This is a genomic window from Lysinibacillus piscis (assembly GCF_026012395.1).
GTDB lineage: Bacteria > Bacillota > Bacilli > Bacillales_A > Planococcaceae > Lysinibacillus > Lysinibacillus piscis.
Genome location: NZ_BRZA01000005.1, coordinates 92,451 through 113,155 on the forward strand (window position 1 = coordinate 92,451; position 20,705 = coordinate 113,155).

Annotated in this window: 16 protein-coding genes; 9 read left to right on the top strand and 7 right to left on the bottom strand. The window is 36.6% G+C overall.

The window, feature by feature from the left end; translation table 11 throughout:
- Nucleotides 1-93 precede the first annotated feature (93 nt).
- Nucleotides 94-2,382: an RNA polymerase recycling motor HelD gene (helD, locus tag OPF91_RS16075; protein ID WP_264989948.1), complete on the top strand. Its 2,289-nt coding sequence runs from the start codon at nt 94-96 to the stop codon at nt 2,380-2,382.
- Nucleotides 2,383-2,490: 108 nt separating this feature from the next.
- On the opposite strand, the gene OPF91_RS16080 is transcribed toward helD, so the two are convergent.
- On the bottom strand, nt 2,491-3,639 hold the full coding sequence (locus OPF91_RS16080) for an acyl-CoA dehydrogenase family protein (protein WP_264989949.1): 1,149 nt from the start codon (nt 3,637-3,639) through the stop codon (nt 2,491-2,493).
- A 140-nt stretch (nt 3,640-3,779) separates the two neighbouring features.
- On the opposite strand from OPF91_RS16080, the gene OPF91_RS16085 reads away from it, so the two are divergent.
- Nucleotides 3,780-4,487 (top strand): YybI family spore inner coat protein, encoded by a 708-nt coding sequence (locus OPF91_RS16085; protein WP_264989950.1) that lies wholly within the window; start codon nt 3,780-3,782, stop codon nt 4,485-4,487.
- Nucleotides 4,488-4,570: 83 nt separating this feature from the next.
- On the opposite strand, the gene OPF91_RS16090 is transcribed toward OPF91_RS16085, so the two are convergent.
- On the bottom strand, nt 4,571-4,945 hold the full coding sequence (locus OPF91_RS16090) for a VOC family protein (RefSeq protein ID WP_264989951.1): 375 nt from the start codon (nt 4,943-4,945) through the stop codon (nt 4,571-4,573).
- Nucleotides 4,946-5,211: 266 nt separating this feature from the next.
- Between OPF91_RS16090 and OPF91_RS16095 the strand changes: the two genes are divergently transcribed.
- Nucleotides 5,212-7,161, top strand: a complete 1,950-nt coding sequence (locus OPF91_RS16095; RefSeq protein WP_264989952.1) for a HAMP domain-containing methyl-accepting chemotaxis protein — start codon at nt 5,212-5,214, stop codon at nt 7,159-7,161.
- Nucleotides 7,162-7,434: 273 nt separating this feature from the next.
- On the top strand, nt 7,435-9,384 hold the full coding sequence (locus OPF91_RS16100; protein ID WP_264989953.1) for a methyl-accepting chemotaxis protein: 1,950 nt from the start codon (nt 7,435-7,437) through the stop codon (nt 9,382-9,384).
- A 50-nt stretch (nt 9,385-9,434) separates the two neighbouring features.
- Here OPF91_RS16100 and OPF91_RS16105 read toward each other — a convergent pair whose 3' ends face one another.
- Entirely contained in the window at nt 9,435-9,848 is a 414-nt protein-coding gene (locus tag OPF91_RS16105) for a VOC family protein (RefSeq protein WP_264989954.1), read from the bottom strand.
- 216 nt (nt 9,849-10,064) lie between these two features.
- On the opposite strand from OPF91_RS16105, the gene guaC reads away from it, so the two are divergent.
- Both guaC and OPF91_RS16115 read left to right on the top strand, forming a co-directional pair.
- Entirely contained in the window at nt 10,065-11,048 is a 984-nt protein-coding gene (gene guaC / locus OPF91_RS16110; RefSeq protein ID WP_264989955.1) for a GMP reductase, read from the top strand.
- Between the two features lie 225 nt (nt 11,049-11,273).
- Nucleotides 11,274-13,007: a methyl-accepting chemotaxis protein gene (locus tag OPF91_RS16115; protein WP_264989956.1), complete on the top strand. Its 1,734-nt coding sequence runs from the start codon at nt 11,274-11,276 to the stop codon at nt 13,005-13,007.
- A 74-nt stretch (nt 13,008-13,081) separates the two neighbouring features.
- On the opposite strand, the gene OPF91_RS16120 is transcribed toward OPF91_RS16115, so the two are convergent.
- Nucleotides 13,082-13,306, bottom strand: coding sequence for a phosphate-starvation-inducible protein PsiE (locus OPF91_RS16120; protein WP_264989957.1), 225 nt, complete (start codon nt 13,304-13,306; stop codon nt 13,082-13,084).
- 173 nt (nt 13,307-13,479) lie between these two features.
- Here OPF91_RS16120 and psiE point away from each other — a divergent pair, with 173 nt between their 5' ends.
- Nucleotides 13,480-13,938, top strand: a complete 459-nt coding sequence (psiE, locus tag OPF91_RS16125; RefSeq protein WP_264989958.1) for a phosphate-starvation-inducible protein PsiE — start codon at nt 13,480-13,482, stop codon at nt 13,936-13,938.
- A gap of 49 nt (nt 13,939-13,987) precedes the next feature.
- Here psiE and OPF91_RS16130 read toward each other — a convergent pair whose 3' ends face one another.
- From OPF91_RS16130 to OPF91_RS16140, 3 genes are all read right to left on the bottom strand, one after another.
- Nucleotides 13,988-15,469 (bottom strand): malate:quinone oxidoreductase, encoded by a 1,482-nt coding sequence (locus OPF91_RS16130; protein ID WP_264989959.1) that lies wholly within the window; start codon nt 15,467-15,469, stop codon nt 13,988-13,990.
- A gap of 252 nt (nt 15,470-15,721) precedes the next feature.
- The gene (locus OPF91_RS16135; protein ID WP_264989960.1) at nt 15,722-17,272 is read right to left on the bottom strand and encodes a histidine kinase N-terminal 7TM domain-containing diguanylate cyclase; all 1,551 of its coding nucleotides are present in this window, start codon (nt 17,270-17,272) and stop codon (nt 15,722-15,724) included.
- 118 nt (nt 17,273-17,390) lie between these two features.
- Nucleotides 17,391-18,176: a Cof-type HAD-IIB family hydrolase gene (locus OPF91_RS16140; protein WP_264989961.1), complete on the bottom strand. Its 786-nt coding sequence runs from the start codon at nt 18,174-18,176 to the stop codon at nt 17,391-17,393.
- Between the two features lie 256 nt (nt 18,177-18,432).
- On the opposite strand from OPF91_RS16140, the gene OPF91_RS16145 reads away from it, so the two are divergent.
- Nucleotides 18,433-19,164 (top strand): GntR family transcriptional regulator, encoded by a 732-nt coding sequence (locus OPF91_RS16145; RefSeq protein ID WP_264989962.1) that lies wholly within the window; start codon nt 18,433-18,435, stop codon nt 19,162-19,164.
- Entirely contained in the window at nt 19,157-20,692 is a 1,536-nt protein-coding gene (gntK, locus tag OPF91_RS16150; protein ID WP_264989963.1) for a gluconokinase, read from the top strand. The genes OPF91_RS16145 and gntK overlap by 8 nt, the downstream gene beginning before the upstream one ends.
- The last annotated feature ends 13 nt before the right edge of the window (nt 20,693-20,705 follow it).

The following is a 20,705-nucleotide window of genomic DNA, read 5'->3' on the forward strand; positions in this document are numbered from 1 at the left end:
TTTTGCAATTATTTTTAGACTATATTTATCCACCAATTCGCAGTATGATAAGTTTCCTAGCTATATATGCCACGGAAAGGATTGTGATGTGCAATGACAAAGCATGCTGATGAAATCCAAGAAAGAAATTATCTTGTATTATGTCTACAAGCTATTGGTGAACAAAGAGAAGAAGCTGTACAACGAGAGCAAAGCTTACAGAACAATGTTATTTCATTAAAAGAAACCTTTTGGGATGATGTGAGAATCAACTTTGATACATTCAGTGACATCGAGGAAACCTATTTAACAATGAAGCAGCAAGCCGAGCTACTATCTGGCTCTGAGGTGGTACAACAGCATATTGTCAAAAGCATTCAAGTATATGACCGCTTACAGCAATCACCTTACTTTGCTCGTATTGATTTTTTACCACAAAATCAGCAGGAGCCACTTCAAGTTTATATCGGTGTGGCAAATTTATTTGATGAAAAACAGGATGACATCTTAATCTATGACTGGCGTGCGCCAATAGCGAGTATGTATTACGACCATACGCCTGGGCCAGCACATTATGAAACACCCACTGAGCAAATTCAAGGAGACATGCTACTAAAACGGCAATTTATCATCAAAAATGGACAATTACAGGCTATGTTTAATACAGGCTTAACGATTGGGGACGATTTACTACGCAATATTCTTGCCCAAAATGCAGATGAGCACATTCGAAGCATTGTTGCCACAATCCAAGCCGAGCAAAACAAAATTATTCGCCATGTTCAAACACCTCACCTCATTGTAGAGGGTGTCGCTGGCAGTGGAAAAACGGCTGTAGCACTCCAACGAATTGCTTATTTACTCTACCACTATCGCAATCAAATAACGGCTGACCAAATTGTTTTAATTACGCCTAATCAATTATTCAATCAGTATGTCAATGCTGTACTGCCCGATTTAGGCGAGGATAATATGCAACAGCTCACGTTTTCTGACTATGCAAATCAACGTTTAGGTCGTCAATTTCAGCTAGAATATCCATATGAGCAACTAGAATCATTATTGAGTGAAAAAGATGACACTCGCTATCAAACAAAGCTCCATGCGATTACCTTTAAAGCTAGTCATGCTTATCGTCAACTATTAGACCAATATCTCGGCTATCTATCCAAACAAGGGCTTCTATTTAAAAATATCGTGTTTCGTGGCGAACGCATTATTACAGCACAGGAAATTACAAAATACTTTTATTCATTAGATACCGCTATTTCTATCCCTAATCGCCTACAATTCGTCAAGGAATGGTTATTGCAATGTTTAACAGCTATCGAAAAGGCTGAGCGACATAAGGAGTGGGTTGAGGAGGAAAGCGATTTATTAGAAACGGAGGAATATACAAAAACCTATAGCGAGCTTTTACAGGAGGGTCGTTTTGCAGAAGATACATTCGATGATTTTGAGCAAGAACGTCGTACATTAGCCAAGCAAATTGTCCAAAAGCAATTTATGCCATTACGTCGCTCTGTTACTCAATTAAAATTTGTACATCTCTTAGGAATTTATCGTCAATTCTTTACACATCAACATGCTGGCTCACTTCCCCCTCAATGGGAGGAAATTTGTCATTATACACAAAATAATCTAACCAAACGACTTATTGCATACGAGGACATTGCGCCACTCATTTATTTGCAGGATAAAATTGAAGGGCAACGAACAAATACCACTATCCGCCATGTACTGGTTGATGAGGCACAAGATTATTCACCATTCCAGCTTTATGTACTACAGCAATTATTCCCCTATGCTCGCATGACAATTTTAGGGGATGGGCATCAAACCATTCATCCACATACATTCCATAATCCCTCCTTGTTAGCACCTGAGCTTTATGGTGAACAAGTAGCGAAAATGGTTTTAACACGAAGCTATCGCTCTACCAAGCAAATTATTCATTTCACGAGTAAGATTTTAAAGACAGAGGCTACGATAGAGGCGTTCAATCGAAATGGCACTGAGCCTACCATTACAGTAGTCACAAATGAGGATGATTTAATTACACAGCAAGTAGAAAGGGTAAATAGCTTAACCTCTCAATTCGATACCATTGCGATTATTTGTAAAACAGCAGAGGAATGTCAACGAGCATATGATAAATTGCACCCCTATTTAGAAGTGCAGCTCGTTACATCGACAACGAAGCAACTGAAAAAAGGAATTTTACTACTGCCTGTGTATATGGCAAAAGGGCTGGAATTCGATGCTGTCCTACTATTTAATGCCTCTAATACTACTTATTCAAGAGAAACCGAACGAAATTACTTTTATACAGCTTGTACAAGAGCTATGCACAAATTGCATATTTATGCAATTGATACGTTAACACATTTGATTCCTCAGTAATGCGAAGAGACTATTCAATATGTCTTTTTCAAAATGAATTTTTGTAAGATTAAAAAGGCAGAAAAATTGTTAAATCAATCTTTCTGCCTTTCATTATTTAAATATTCTTTAGCTATCAATAGCCGATTGAGCCAATTTTTGAATCGTCATATCGTCCATTGGTGGATTATGAAGCCCTGCACGAACATTGCGATAATGTCGCTGCAATGGACATGTTAATTGTAAGCTCTTCGCTCCTACAATTCGCATTGCTTGATCGACAGTTTGAATAGCTAAATTCGTTACAGTATGTTTGGCTACGGCAATTTCATTCACCAGCAATGGTCGCCTTGCTGGATCATCATATGCCTCCGCAGCACCATACAAAACAAAACGAGCCTGCTGCAGCTTCAATTCCATATTACCAATAAGCTGGTGCACATTTGGTAGTGTACTAATGGGCACTTGTAAACTATTTGGCTGGTAGTGTTTTGCGAAATCCACAGCATAATCACGGGCAGCTTGGGCAATCCCTAAATAAGTAGCTGGAATATGCAATAACCAACCACTCACCTTTTTAGCATTTGTCTGGTCGACTAATTCTACTAAATATTCGGCTGGAACAATGGCATTTTGTAGCACTATATCATGACTACTTGTACCACGCATTGCCGCCATATCCCAATTTTCTTCTACGGATAAGCCTTCTGTACTTTTCGGAATTAAAAAAAAGCCAACTTGCTGCTTTTCTTCAATCCAAGCAGATGTTAAAAAATAATCTAATACAGGCGCAGCTGTTGTAAAAATTTTGCGACCATTCAATCGCCAACCCTTTTTTACCGAAACAGCATTTGTCTGTGGTCTTCCTCCACGTGTTGGACTTCCTGTCGCTACTTCACTGGCAGCACGATTAATAATAGCGCCTTTCATTATTTCTTGGGAAATGGTTTTTAATACAGCTGGCGACCAAATTTTCCTTTCGTAAATTTCGCCTACAGCTCCCAATGTCCACCCTAACGACAATGAACTATTTTCATCATAGCTTGCTAACGTTTCTTGAATGAGCACCATATCATATACTGTGAATCCTTCCCCACCATACTCCATAGGCAAGGTTAACTTCGGATAACCTAATTGTAATAACAGTCGATGGGCTTCAAAGGGAAAATGTGCTTTCTCATCTACTTCTGTGGCACCAGCTTTAATCGGCTCTGCAATGGTGGCTAATTTTTGAAGCCAATACCGTTGTCTTTCTGTTTTAATAAATAGTTCCTTCAAAAAATCTCCTTCTCTCTAATATTTATCTATTTTCTAAGATTTGAGACTATTTCTATTTGTGTATAGAGCGTAACTTTGAATGTTTCATGCACCACATTCTATTCACAACATATGCTAACACTAAAGAAAGAGGTGTGTAAATGACTAGTATAGCGCCACAGGTTATTCAAACGAAATTTGGCGACATTAATGGTGATGGTCTTTTTGAAACAATCTTTTTAATGGGCACTTCATCTGCTGATAGTCCGTTATGGCGAGATCTTACTCTTGTTATTTTTGACAGTCAAACAAGACTATTTGAACAAATACCATTGCAACAAAATGTAGGATATCATCCAACATTATTTTTAGGAGACTTTACAAACAATCATCTGGAGGATATTTTAGTCATTTCTGACACAGGTGGTAGTGGTGGTATTATTAATGGTGAGCTATTTTCCTTTATAGACGGCAAGATACGCTCGATTTTTGATGCTGAATCCTTTAATCAAAAAATGAGCTACACTGTTAACTATCAAAATCATTATCAGGTAGCTGTTCGTAGTGCCAACCCTAAAAAACGCTATATTCTTGATCTACACTATAAGGGGCAAGACTATTTAAATGAAATTTACAATAAAGATGGTATATTAAAACAACCGATTGAAGGATGGGTTGACCCAATTGGCGGGCTATATCCAATTGACTTTGAACGTGATGGTGTTTATGAGATGCTCGCGATTCAAGCCATTGCAGGAAGATATCATGCCGACGGATTAGGCTATGTTGAGAATATTTTAAAATGGAATGGTACAGAATTTATCATCGCTCGACAAACCGTCAGCATCATTGGAAAGGATTTGCAGTAAAGCAAAACAAGGCCGTTATGTACGAAATAAATAAAAATCTGTTTGCCTTTTTCATATAAAAGGCAAACAGATTTTTATTGTGGTTATTTTTCTATCAACGCAAAATAATTATTTTCAGGATCAGCAAAGTTAAATACTCTTCCCATTGGCATCGTTACTAAATCTCCTACTTTAATGCCCTTTGTTTGAAAATCCTGATACAACGCCTCGATATTATTCGCATAAAACATAATAGAGGGGGTTCCTAAATTTAGTTCAGGCTGCATTTTTGCAATCACCTCTTTATTATGTAGCACGAAAGACGTTTGGGCCTCTGTTGAAGGAGCAATTTCAATCCATCTCATACCTGCCTCATTTTGTTCAGCGACTACTACAAACCCAATCTTCTCTGTCCAAAACTTCAGTGCTGCATCTTGGTCATTAACATATAACATGACTTGCCCAATTTGTTGAATCATAAAATCCCTCCGACTCATTTAGTCTACGGCTTGTTCGTATTGTCATTATACTTTATCTTAAAAGCACTTTTCTACCTAAATTGCTAAGTCTATTTTGCTCATTTTCACATATTTACATACCTAGCCATTCAACTTATATCACATGTCTAAATTATCAAAAAAATTCAAATACAATCCTTGTCTTTTCTGATAGAATGTTTTAATGATGATTTTTTTGGCAAAAGAATCATTGTACACTACATGATAGCAGAAAGGAACAATATTAAATGAAACGTATAAGTCTTCGAAAAAAACTAATTTTCTCATTTTTAACCATATTACTTATCCCAACATTATTAATTGGTAGTATCTCTTATCAGAGTGCTAAAAGTAATATACTTGAGCAGCAACAATTAAGTACCACCGAGAGTGTGCGTATGCTAGACTCTAATATCACGAATATGATTAAACCTAAAATTCATGATATTGAATATTTCTCAAAAAAAATTAATTCAACATTTTTACAAGCCGAAAACAAGGACATGCTTAAAAATCTTTTCCAGGAATACATAAGCACACATCCAGAGATAGAATTACTTTATATCGGGACTGCCGATGGTAAAATAATTGATGAACCTGTTCATGACTATGCTAGTGATTATGATCCACGTGCAAGACCTTGGTACAAAGAAGCAATGGACAATAAAGGAAATGTAACAATTTCTGCTCCATATATTGCATTATCTACAAATAACATTGTGGTAACGGTAATGAAAACCCTTCCAGATAATTTAGGTGTCATTGCATTGGACCTAAATATTTCTATCTTAAATGACATGGCAAACGACATACGTATTGGGAAAGCAGGCTTTACATCACTAATAGATCACAATAAAATTTACATTACACATCCAAATAAAGAAAGTGGCTCTGAAGCTACAGAAAGTTATATTTCCGAAATTTACAAACAAGAATCTGGTTTGATTCGTAAAAAAGATCGTCAACTCATATTTGCAACAAATGAAATCACTGGCTGGAAAGTCGTAGGAACAATGTTTACAGCAGAAGCAATACAAGCAGCTTCTTCGACTTTAAATGTAACATTCATTGTTACACTCGGCTCAATTATAGTAGGTTTCATTTTTATGCTCTTCATGCTTAAATCTATTGTTAGCCCAATTAAACAGCTTCAGCAAAGTGCACTAAAAATTAGTGAGGGCGATTTAACAACCTTTATCGAGGTACATTCTAAGGATGAAATTGGTCAGCTTGGAGAAGCTTTCATTGCGATGAAACTCAGCTTGAAAAAATTAATTCGTAATGTCGATCAGAGTGCACAGCATGTTCAAAGCTCTGCACAAAATTTATCTGCTAATGCAGAGCAAAATATCGCAACTTCCGAGCAAGTTGCGAAGGCTATGCAGCAAGTAATCCTTAGTACAGACAAGCAAACAACTGGTATTGAACAAAATGCTCTTTCTGTTGAGGAAATTGCACGTGGTGTTGTGGAAGTAGCTGATAGTGCCACACAAGTAGCCGATTTGTCTGGAAGTGCAATACAGCTCGCTGAAGATGGCGGTCATACTGTTGCACAAACTGTTAATCAGATGGAATCCATTCATACATCTGTTGCACAATCTAATGAAATGATTCAATCACTCTATAGTCGCACACAGGAGATTGGCTCGATTCTGCAAATCATTACAGCCATTTCTGACCAAACAAACCTACTTGCATTAAATGCAGCCATTGAAGCCGCACGAGCAGGTGAGCATGGTAAAGGCTTTGCTGTTGTAGCTGATGAGGTACGTAAATTAGCGGAGCAATCGTTGCATTCAACGGAGCAAATTGCAGCACTTATTACAGCTATTCAGCAAGACACAGCTCAATCTGTCCAAGCAATGGGGGAAGCTTCCACAGATGTTCAAACTGGCTTACAATTAACAGCAGACACAAGACAAAAATTTATGAATATTGTGGAGAGCTTACGCAATATTGCTCCACAGCTAGAAGGTATTTCTGCTGCTTCTGAAGAGATTTCTGCTGTTGTTCAGGAAGTAGCTGCAACTGCCATCGACTTATCAGATCATGCAAAAATGAATGCTGCCTCTTCAGAGGAGGTTGCTGCTTCAACAGAAGAGACACTTTCTTCTACACAGGACATAGCTGCCGCAGCCAAAGACTTACTTGATATGGCTGATGAATTACAAAATCAAGTGAGCTTCTTTAAATATTAATTGCTTAATTAAATAATTCATCAAACTGAGTTCAATCAAAAGCTGAACTCAGTTTTTTTATTTAGAATATAGCCCTTGTAAATAGTCTGAATTTTCCATCTCTTTATGTTATAATCTACTTAATCTAAAAGCTCTTTTACTATAGAAGATTGATTAGCTTTTTATCTCTCAAAATAATTAATAATTTCAGATTATCTAAATAATACATTTTATTATGCCGAAACATGCCAATTAATGTATATTATAATTATTTTCGAAAGGAATGATACATATATGAAACAAATTAGTCTAAAAACCAAGCTTATATTCTCATTTTTAGTAATACTTCTTATTCCAACATTATTAATAGGCATAATTTCTTATCAAAGTACTAAAAAGCAAATTTTAATAGAGCAACAAGCCAATACAACAGAGAGTATTCGTCTACTCAACTCAAATATTACAAATATGATTGAGCCAAAAGTAAAGGATGCTCAGTATTTTTCCCAGAAATTCAATCAAGCCTCTTTACAGGAAAATAAGGTTCCCGAATTAAAAGCTCTTTTAACAGAGTATGTGAATATGCATCCAGAAGTCGAATTAGTCTATATTGGTAGTGCTGATGGGGAAATATTTGATGCACCAACTCAACAGTATCCAGAGGGCTTCGATCCCCGAACTAGGCCATGGTATGAACAGGCTATGGCAAGTAAAAATCAAGTATCTATTACATCCCCATATATTACACAATCAACCGGAGACATGGTTATTACAATTACTCAAGCCTTACCTGATGGCTCTGGCGTAGTTGGGATAGATGTGAATATTTCTACATTAGCAACGATTACAAGCGAAATACGCATTGGGGAAACAGGTTTTGCCTCTTTGCTAGATGCTCAAAAGCTGTATATTACACAGCCAAATAAGGATAGTGGCACTGAGGCTACAGAGAGCTATATTTCTCAAGTTTATGCAAAAGATGCAGGGACAATTGTTGAAGAGGACAGCCATTTCCTATTTGCTACAAATGAGCTAACTGGTTGGAAAATAATCGGAACAATGTTTACTGCAGAAGCTACTGAACTGGCTGCAGCCACATTCAATATCAATCTTATTATTATTGTAGCTTCTGTCATCATCGGCATCATTTTCATCTTATTTATGATTAAATCGATTGTTGCGCCAATTAAATTACTCCAACAAAGTGCGTTGAAAATCAGTGATGGCGATTTAACAGAGTTCATTGAAGTACATTCAAAAGATGAAATTGGTCAGCTTAGTGAAGCCTTTATTGCCATGAAAGTAAGCTTGAAAAAATTGATTCGTAATGTTGATCAAAGTACACAACATGTTCAAAGCTCTGCACAAAATCTATCCGCCAATGCGGAGCAAAATATTGCTACCTCTGAGCAAGTGGCTGAAGCTATGCAACAAGTCACGATTAGTACAGATAAACAAACAACTGGTATTGAACAAAATGCCCTTTCCGTTGAAGAAATTGCACGTGGCGTTGTGGAAGTTGCTGATAGTGCCACTCAAGTATCTGATTTATCAAGCACTGCCATTCAGCTTGCTGAAGATGGCGGTCATACTGTTACACAAACTGTAAATCAAATGGCATCTATTCATACATCTGTAGCACAATCAAATACAATGATTCAATCGCTTTATGACCGTACACAAGAAATTGGCTCTATTTTACAAATCATTACAGCAATCTCTGACCAAACGAATTTATTAGCATTAAATGCAGCCATCGAAGCCGCACGTGCTGGGGAGCATGGCAAAGGTTTTGCTGTTGTAGCGGATGAAGTACGGAAATTAGCGGAACAATCCCTTCATTCCACAGAGCAAATTAGCACCCTAATTACAGCGATTCAACAGGATACAGCCCAATCGGTGCAAGCAATGGGGAAAGCATCTACAGATGTTGAGCATGGCTTACAGTTGACAAAAGAGACAAGTGATAAATTTGCTCATATTGTAGAAAGCTTACGAAATATTGCACCACAGTTAGAAGGTATTTCTGCGGCATCGGAGGAAATTTCGGCTGTTGTCGAAGAAGTGGCTGCAACGGCTATTGAATTATCCGACCATGCCAAAATGAATGCTGCGGCATCTGAAGAGGTTGCTGCTTCAACAGAAGAAACATTATCCTCTATGCAGGATATTGCCTTTGCTTCTAAAGCTTTACTCGATTTAGCTGATGAATTACAAGCATATGTACATCGTTTTAAATATTAATATAAAAAAATGCCAAAGCGCTCATAAACGCCTTGGCATTTTTCTATTTGTTATACTTCGTGGCTAAATTGCCATTCAACACCGAATTTATCTACAAGTGAGCCATAGCACTTACTCCAAAATGTTTCTTGTAGCTCCATTTTAACTGCCCCACCCTCTTTAAGACCTTCAAAGGCTTGGCGCAATTTTGCTTCATCATTAGAGATAACGGCTAACGTAACATTATTTCCTACCGTAAATGGGGAACCAGGGAATGTATCTGAAAACATCACCCTACTACCAAAAATAGATAACCTTGTATGCATAACCAGATTCTTTGCTTCTTCTGGCATTGGGTAGTTTGGGTCTTGCGGTGATTCACCAAATGTCGTGAAATCCGATTTATTTGTATCAAATACTTTTTCATAAAAAGATACAGCTTCTCGACAATTACCATTAAAAATTAAATATGTTTCTACAGCCATTTTCCAAACCCCTTTGTTAGTTAATATTTGAGCTTGCACACCCAACAACAGAATGTACGTTCTTATTTTATCACACTGAAAATACTTTAGCAATTACATGGATTAAAAATATTCTCTCCAAAACCTTTGACATTTACTCAAAAATCGTGTAAATTACCAAATGGCGAACATTATTAAATTTAAACAAAAAAATATTCGTATTTAGAGGTGTATATAATGGATAATGTATTTGACTATGAAGATATTCAATTAATTCCTGCAAAATGTATCGTAGAAAGTCGTTCTGAATGTGACACGACTGTTACTTTAGGTGGGCACACATTTAAATTACCTGTTGTACCAGCAAACATGCAAACAATCATTGATGATACACTAGCACTTCAACTTGCTGAGAATGGTTACTTTTATATTATGCACCGTTTCAATCCTGAAACACGCATTCAATTTATCAAAGATATGCAGGCACGTAAATTAATTGCTTCAATCAGTGTAGGTGTAAAAGAAGAAGAATATACATTTGTTGAAGAGTTGGCTGCTGCTAATTTAGTTCCTGAATTCATCACAATTGATATTGCACATGGACATTCCAATGCTGTTATTCGCATGATTCAACACATTAAAAAGCATTTACCAACTAGCTTCGTTATCGCTGGTAATGTTGGCACACCTGAAGCAGTACGTGAGCTTGAAAACGCTGGTGCTGACGCAACAAAGGTTGGTATCGGACCAGGGAAAGTATGTATTACTAAAATTAAAACAGGCTTCGGCACTGGTGGCTGGCAATTAGCTGCTCTACGTTGGTGTTCAAAAGCAGCAACAAAACCAATTATTGCCGATGGTGGTATTCGTACAAATGGTGATATTGCAAAATCTGTTCGTTTCGGTGCATCAATGGTCATGATTGGCTCATTATTTGCAGGTCATGAAGAATCGCCTGGCCAAACAATTGAAGTAGATGGCAAAGTCGTAAAGGAATATTTCGGTTCCGCTTCAGAATTCCAAAAAGGCGAACGTAAAAATGTAGAAGGTAAAAAAATGTACGTTGAACATAAAGGTAGCATTCATGATACATTAATCGAGATGCAGCAAGACCTTCAATCTTCTATTTCTTACGCTGGTGGCACGAAGCTAGATGCCATTCGTAATGTAGATTATGTCATTGTCAAAAACTCTATTTTTAACGGTGATAAAGTATATTAATAATCAATTGGGGCTAATGCTTCTCCCAAAGAATAAATAGCAAAAGGCAGAAATGTTGATTTAACAACCTTTCTGTCTTTTTAATTTTATCCAAATACATCTTTAGCCATCATAAATATAAATTTTTCAGAATTTTCTATTTTATAGGTATTATTTATATTATAATTAAATATATCTCATACTTATCTCGTAATTAACGATTTAAAAAGAAAGGCGGTTTTACCTATGATGAAGTCAGTGCGTGCTAAACTTGTTATGTTAGCCGTTATTGTCATATTATTTTCGACAGTGCTTGTTGGTACAGTCAATTACTTTGTAGCCAAGAATGAATTAGAAACATTAGGTCGTCAAAGTTTGAAAAATGGAACATTAGGGCTCGTTGAACTTATTGCACAATTAGATGACCAAGTACAAGCTGGGTATCTAACACTAGCAGAAGCACAGGAGCAAGCTCGTATACAAATGATAGGTAAAAAAATAGAGGATGGTAAACGCTCTATTGACAATCCAGTCACATACGGTGATGAGTTTTATTTTTATGCACTTTTGGACAATGGTATTGCCATTGCACACCCTTCCCTTGAAGGACAAGATTTATCTGATTTTCACACGGAGGATGGTCGTTATTTCATCAAAGAAGTAATTGATGTAGCAAAATCAGGTGGCGGTTATGTTCAATATGATTGGGCACTCCAAAGTGATCCAAATGTGGAAGCACCAAAGATTGTCTATGCCATCACCGACAAGCATTGGGGCTGGGTTATCGCTGCTGGTACATATGAAATGGACTTCAATGCTGGTACAAACCGTGTACTATACTCTACATTGGCTCTGACACTGATCTCAACAATACTAGGTGTTGGCTTGTATTGGTATTTCTCTGGTAGAATGACTTCTTATATACGCCGTATTATGCTAACAACTTCCGATATTTCACAGGGAAAACTAACTGGAGAAGACATTCCAATTGTTATTCATGATGAATTAGGTACACTTGCACAAAACGTGAACAACATGAAGCAGAGTTTACACGCTATGGTCCATACAACAAAGGAAAGTGCCTTTAAAATGCGTACTTCTTCCGAAATGCTGAGTGCCATTACAGAAGAAACTACCGCCTCCACCGATGAAATCCACCATGCCATTACAGAAATTTCAAAAGGTGCTGTTCATCAGGCAGAAGAAGCGGATACAGCTATTAATAGAGTAAATCATTTATCGACACTCATTTCTGTAGCAACCGAAAAATACGATACCATTACAAACCATATGAATGATATCAACCAATCTCAAGAAAATGGGCGAAAAAAGATAGATAGTTTACAGCAAAATTCTATGGAATTCGCCAATGTGATTGAAGATTTACGGGCAAATTTCTCAAGCCTAACAAATCAAATGACTGAAATTCAACAAGTTGTCCAAACCATTACCTCTATTTCAGAGCAAACAAATTTATTGGCACTAAATGCAAGTATTGAGGCTGCACGTGCTGGGGAGCATGGAAAAGGCTTTGCTGTTGTAGCGGAAGAGGTACGAAATTTATCAGAGGAAACGAATCGAGCGACAAGTCGTGTAAGAGATTTATTGCAACGAATCGAAAGTGATACTGTTAATGCCGATACGAAAATGATGCATACACTACAGCTTTCACAAGATCAAACTTCATCTATCCATGAAGTTAAACATGCCTTTACCCAGTTAGCAGATGCGATTCAAGATATCACACAGCATCTTCATTCTTTAAGTAGTAATATGGGAGAAATGGACGAAAATCGCTCTGTTGTTGTGCAGACAATTAATGAAATCGCTAGTGTAGCCATGCAATCTGCTGCCGCTACAGAACAAATCAATGCTTCTGTGGATGAACAAAAATCAGCCGTTACCTCCATCATGCATTCCTCTGTCGAATTACATACAGAGGCAGAGAATATGCATGACCTTGTGGAACGTTTTACTTAATGATTCACAAAAAAATTATCTTGATCTAGCAGCGTTTTATTGCTAAATCAAGATAATTTTGTTTTCTACATGTATTACAGCTTATTCACAAGGGCATGAATTGTTTCTTTTAACTCTTCATCATGCTCTGAAAGATCGACAAGGTTCCCAACACGCTCACGTAGAATTGGGCGTTCAATTACTAGCTTTTCATCCAATACTTGTACTAATAGCTCGATAATTAGACGATCACGTACATTCAACGCTTCCTCTAAACGCTCAGGTGTAATTTTAGCATCTGTTTTTGCTGCTTTTGCCATAATCAAAAACCCCTTTTTATAGATATTTACGCATCTCTATTTTAGCATACCGTTAATTTATTGTGGAAAAATTCTTTTAGCTCTTAACTAAATTTTAACAAAAAATACGATAATTATTCATCCTAACATGCTACAATGCCAGCATATATTCTTTAGAAGAATGGAGGCATTCAATGAAACGAAACTATTTTACTTATGAGTATCTCGTCAAAGCTGTCCCAAAATATTTACAATTATTTTTAAATATTTGTCTTGTCCTGTTGGCACTTGTTTTATCCTTTTCTCTCTTTAAAGAGCTACTTGAGTTTTTTAATATCTTATTATTCAAGAATAATGATGGAGATTATAAGCTATTTTTAGCGAATATTCTTATCTTCTTTTTATATTTTGAATTCATTACAATGATTATTAAATATTTTAAAGAAGATTATCACTTCCCATTGCGCTACTTTATTTACATTGGGATTACAGCAATGATTCGCTTAATTATTGTAGAACACGACCACCCTATGGATACATTTATTTACTCAATTATTATTCTAATATTGATTATTAGCTATTTCATTATCAATATTACGCCGCTAGAAAGACCTGCACGCTCTCCCTTTTTCATAAAGAAAGATGAGCATTAACCTACCAAAAAAGCCTTCAATCTCTTAATAGGATTGAAGGCTCTTTACTTTATTTCAAACGAAGTGCTTCGTCTGTTGATTTGTTAATTTCAGCTAGTAGCTGTGGATTGTTAGCTAATGATACACCATAAGATGGAATCATTTCTTTAATTTTTGGCTCCCATTCATTCATTTGTTGTGGGAAACATTTTCTAATGACCTCCAACATAACATGAACAGCTGTAGAAGCTCCTGGAGAAGCCCCTAATAATGCCGCAATGGAACCATCTTCTGCACTGACAACCTCTGTACCAAATTGTAATGTTCCTTTACCGCCAGCCTCTGTATCTTTAATTACTTGTACACGTTGCCCAGCTACGATAGTATCCCAATCATCGCTTTTCGCATTTGGAATGAATTCACGTAATTCTTCCATACGTTGCTCTTTTGATAATAATAGCTGCTGGATTAGGTATTTTGTTAAAGCCATTTCCTTCATACCTGCTGCTAATAATGTCGTGATATTATGTGGTTTCACAGAAGCGAATAAATCCATATTTGAGCCCGTTTTTAAAAACTTCGGTGAAAAGCCTGCAAATGGGCCAAATAATAATGTCTTTTTATTATCAATATAACGTGTATCAAGATGTGGTACAGACATCGGTGGTGCGCCCACTTTTGCTTTACCATATACTTTTGCATGGTGTTGATCCGCAATTTCTTGGTTTTTACATACCAAGAATAAGCCACTGATTGGGAAACCGCCAATATGCTTCCCTTCAGGAATACCTGATTTTTGAAGCAATTCTAAGCTTCCTCCACCAGCACCTAAAAATACGAATTTCGCTGTATGGTATTCCATTTTACAGCCTTCTAAGTCATGGACATTGACTTCCCATGAGCCATCACTAGTGCGCTTCAAACTATCAACACTATGTTTATAGTTAATATCTACGCCTTGCTCCTGTAATTGGGCAAACAACATACGTGTTAATGCACCGAAATTCACATCTGTACCTGTATCAATTTTTGTTGCAGCAATTGGTTCATCCGTTGTACGGTCTTGCATAATCAATGGAATCCATTGCTTTAATGTTTCAGGATTATCCGAAAACTCCATTCCTTCAAATAAAGGATTTTTAGTCATTGTTTCAAAACGTCTTTTCAAAAACTCTACATTTTCTTTCCCATGCACTAAACTCATATGTGGTAGTGGCATAATAAAGTCTTGTGGATTTTGAATGATGTTTTTATTCACAAGATGTGACCAAAACTGTCTTGACACTTGGAATTGCTCATTGACATTAATAGCTTTACTAATATCAATAGTGCCGTCCTTTTTCTCTGATGTGTAGTTTAACTCACATAAAGCAGCATGCCCTGTTCCCGCATTGTTTAACTCTTGGGAACTTTCCTCACCTGCTTTATCAAGTGTTTCAAATACTGTAATTTTCCAATCTGGTGCTAATTCTTTAAGCAATGTTCCTAAAGTCGCACTCATGATTCCGGCACCAATTAAGATAACATCTGATTTAATTTGTCTGTTACTCATTTTTACCTTCCTTATATATTAAGATTTGCAGAAAAGATTCACTTTATCGACACACAAATCTTTCCTGTATCATTTATTACCTTATTGCAGTTTATCACAATTAGTCGAAGATTAACATATCAACTAACTATATAAGAATTATTAGTATTTTCTGCGCTTTCTATTGTTTTATTTCAGCAGAAACAAAATAGAGAAGTTACAATCAAAAGGAATTGGAAAAACACCCTTTGATTGTAACTTCTCCATATTCCATTAATCCTCAGACACTTGTACTCGATTGCGCCCCTGCTGTTTTGCTACATACAATGCTTGATCTGCTCGGTTAAGAAGCTGGTATAAAGTCAACTCTTCCTGCATTTCGGCAACACCACAACTAACTGTTACTGAAATTGCTTCGCCGTTTAAGAGAAAAGGATGTGTCTCGATATGTTGGCGAATACGGTTTGCTAAAGCTTCTCCCTCTACTAATGTGTAGTCATTTAACGCAAGAACAAATTCCTCCCCGCCATAACGAGCCAATATTTCTCGATGATGTAATTGAGATTGACACATCTCCACTACATGAACAAGTACATGGTCACCTACAACATGCCCATATACATCATTTATTTTTTTAAAATAATCAATATCCATTAATATGACACTAAAGGCTGTAGATGTTCTTTGTGCCTCTTCAAATTCCTTATTGCACTGCTGGAAAAAGGCACGACGATTATAAATTTGCGTCAACTCATCATAGTAAGCTAAATTTTCTAGCTTTCCTTGCAACATTTTTAACTCTGTAATGTCTGTGAAAATAATGAGCCAGCCTTTACTATTTTGAGAATGCTGTAATAATGTCACTTGAACTCGATACGTATAACTCGCTGTATCAGCCAACTCTAATTGACATTCATAACTACTCGTAATCGTATCTAATTGAAATGGCATAACATCCTTTGATAACATTCGCCAAACCTCATAAATATCTTTGCCAAACATTGATTTATCCAATTGAGGAAACATTTTCTGACACGCTGGATTAAATTCAATAAGACGATAAAATTCATCTAATACGATAACACCATCATTGATACTGTTGAAAATAGCATCTTTCGTCACAGGCATAATGCGAAATAATCGTGAGGAGCTAATAGACCATAAAAATAACAATGAGGAAATTAGCATAACAATAGGTACTGGATCAATTCCATGTGATATAACACCCATTAAATAAATAAAAGACGTTACCATTGGGATTAGTTGGCTACACATTAAAGAGATTAATTGTACACGATATGTTTTAGCTGTCTCTCTCCATTGAAATAGCACTAATAAAAATGCCACAAGTAGACAAGTAAAGGTAAACACACCGTGAATAATATACCAAATTCCGATTTCTTGCTCAATATACGGTGCTCCTAGATGTGGGTCAAATTCGTATATTCTATAATGAAAATGGTGTATATCATTGGTTGCTACCATAATAAAGCTAATGCAAGGAATAATTAATAAGGCGACAATCCTTTGTGTCGTTATTTTCAATCCTAAGTAGTACATGATAAATAGTAAGCCGATTGGTGCTGAAAAGGCGATTCCGACATACTGTAGCGTTACCCAAAACTTAGCAGCTGTCATCGTAGTTGCCATCAGACCAAATGCTGAGGCAAAACAATAAATAGCCAGCAAACCTGTATAAAGGATAAACCAATAAGCTATTTTTGTGTAATGATGGCGTTTCATCAATACATGCACACATAAATACAAATTTAATACACCAGATGTGCAAGCTAAAGTAATAATCATAGTCAATGGTGAATGCATATTTTATGCACCTCTTAAAACGTTAGACTACCCTATCTGTCGGTGATGCTCAATGAGTAGTAGGACGTTGATATTTTTCACTGAAGCAATATTTATTACATCTTCAGTATATCAAAACTTAACCAATAAATTTAGTTAACGCATGTGCAACACCATCATCATTATTTGATATAGTAACAAAATCTGCCATATTCTTTACCTCTTGTGGTGCATTATCCATAGCAATAGCAAGACCCGCCACCTCAAACATTGGTAAGTCATTAAAACTATTCCCCATCACAATCACTTCTTCAGGTGAAATATGTAGCTTCTCCATCACTTGTTGAAGACCATTCCCCTTTGATACATTCATATTCATAACATCTAAACACATATCTGCTGAACGTGTAATATAAAGGCTATCCTTGTATTTATCGGCTAAATATTCACATGCCTCTTCAATCTTTTCTGGCGTTTGGCCATAAATAATTTTATATAATTCTTTATCACTATCGAACTTGTCAATAAGCTTAGCCTGTAACTTTTCTAACTCTAGGTGGACTTTTGCCATACTCTCATTAAAAGTATGTACTTCTGCATCAAGGTAAAGGCTCATTTCAAACTGATGTTTTTGCCCATATTCAATGATTTCTTCTGCTAAATGGCGAGGTAAGCTTTCCGAATAATACACTTCACCAGATAAAGGGTTTTTAATAAAAGCTCCGTTCGCTGCAATAATCGGTAAATCAATACCTAAATCTTCTATAAAAGGATAAATGGATTCATATGTTCTTCCACTTGCCACTGTTACACCGACGCCCATTTTCTTTATGCGGTGAATGGCCTCCTTATTTGCTTCTGACACACCATGATTATCATTCAACAATGTACCATCCATATCTAATACAACTAATTTATATTGCATAGTATTATCCATCCTTATTTATCATCATCTATTTTAAAATTTTTTCTTGTAATTAAGCTAATCCATAAAATTTATCATATCACTTCTATCTCATCCATACTAGTAAAATCCCTTGCCATAACTGCATTTCTCATACTTTTATGCTTAAAAATCTGAAAATTTAATTTATTTTATTTGTAAAGCGCTTGCATTATTGACAATTCCGTTTATAATACTTGTATACAAGTATACTTTGTAGTTGGAAGGTGAACTTATGATGAATGAGCCTAAAAATTTACTCTATCCTCAAAAATGGCTTGCTAAGTCTTCTACTGGTGAGCAAGTAGCTTCTGAACTAAGATTGCATATCATTTCAGGTGTCATTGAAAGCGGTACCATTCTTTCTGAAAATAAATTAGCCGCTGAATTTGCCGTTAGTCGTTCACCCATTCGCGATGCACTAAGAATGCTGGCATCTGAAAATCTTATTCGTTTAGAGCGTATGGGGGCAGTCGTACTCGGTTTAACAGATAAAGAAATTGAAGAAATTTATGATGTACGTTTATTAATTGAAACTTTTGTTTTTGAACGTCTATTAAAAATAGAAACAGCTGATTTAACAATGGAGCTAAGCAAAATTGTAGAAATGATGAAAGTTGCTATTAAATATCACGATGCAGACGAATTTTCCTATCAAGATTTGCTATTTCATGAAACGATTATTCGCTCCGTTGAACATTCTTATATTTTAATGATTTGGAATAACCTAAAGCCTGTTATGGAAGGCCTCATTCTATTATCGATGCGTATGCGCTTCAAAGAAAAATATGAGGACTTTCCACGTATTGTGAAAAACCATGAACTCTATATTGAAGCCATTCAAGCGAAAGACCGAAAATTAATGGTGCAATCTTTACATGACAACTTTGATGATGTTCAAGGAAAAGTCGAGGATTTATGGAGATCTCAACAAATACTCATAAAAGGAGTGGAACAGCAAAATGACTGAATATATGTTAGGTGTCGATATTGGAACAACTAGCACAAAGGCCGTATTATTCACAACGCAAGGTGCCGTTATTCAGCAAGAAAATATAGGCTACCCGTTACATACGCCTGATATTTCAACCGCTGAACAAAATCCAGAGGAAATTTTTCAAGCTGTACTACAAGCTATCGCCACTATTATGTCGCAGCACATAGAGAAAAAATTAGCCTTTATTTCTTTTAGTAGTGCCATGCACAGTGTCATTGCTGTCGATGAAACAGGCCAACCTTTAACACCTGTTATTACATGGGCAGACAATCGTAGTGAAGGATGGGCACGCAAAATTAAAGAAGAGCTTAACGGACATGCTGTTTATTTGCGTACAGGTACACCAATTCATCCGATGTCACCATTAAGTAAAATCGCTTGGCTCACACATGAGTACCCTGCTATCGCAGCTAAAGCTAAAAAATATATCAGTATTAAAGAATATATTTTCAAAAAGCTATTTGATCAATACGTTGTTGACCATTCACTAGCCTCTGGTATGGGATTGATGAATCTTCAAACATTGGATTGGGATACAGAAGCATTACACATTGCAGGCATTTCGAGGGAGCAATTATCTACACTTGTGCCAACCACACAATCATTTCAAGGTTGTGAACTCGAACTAGCGAAAAAAATGGGAATTGATCCTCAAACACCATTTATCATTGGTGCGAGCGATGGTGTGTTGTCTAATCTAGGTGTCAATGCGATTCATAAGGGGGAAATTGCCGTTACTATCGGCACGAGTGGAGCTATTCGTACCATTATTGATAAGCCACAAACCGATAGTAAAGGTAGAATTTTCTGCTATGCCTTAACAGAAAAGCATTGGGTAATCGGTGGGCCTGTCAACAATGGAGGTATGGTGTTTCGCTGGATTCGAGATGAATTTGCCTCTTCTGAAATAGAAACAGCCAAACGATTAGGCATTGATTCATACGAGGTATTAACAAAGATTGCTGAACGTGTAAGACCCGGATCGGATGGGTTATTATTCCACCCATACTTATCAGGAGAACGTGCACCTTTATGGAACCCAGATGTACGTGGGTCATTCTTTGGCTTAACAATGGCTCATAAAAAGGAGCATATGATTCGGGCTGCCCTTGAAGGGGTTATTTACAATTTATATACCGTCTATTTAGCTTTAACGGAGTGTATGGACGGCCCTGTCACACGAATACAGGCAACAGGTGGCTTTTCACGCTCTGAAACTTGGCGACAAATGATGGCAGATATTTTTGAATCAGAGGTCATCGTGCCAGAAAGCTATGAAAGCTCTTGCTTAGGTGCATGTATTTTAGGGCTATATGCTACAGAACGAATTGATTCCTTTGATGTTGTAGCTGATATGGTTGGTGAAACATATAAACATATGCCAAAAGAGGAAGCCATAAAAGAATATCGTCAATTATTGCCGATTTTCATTCATTTATCACGAGCATTAGAACAAGATTATACAGCAATTGCCCAGTATCAACGTGGGCTAATTCAATAAAAGGAGGCGTTTA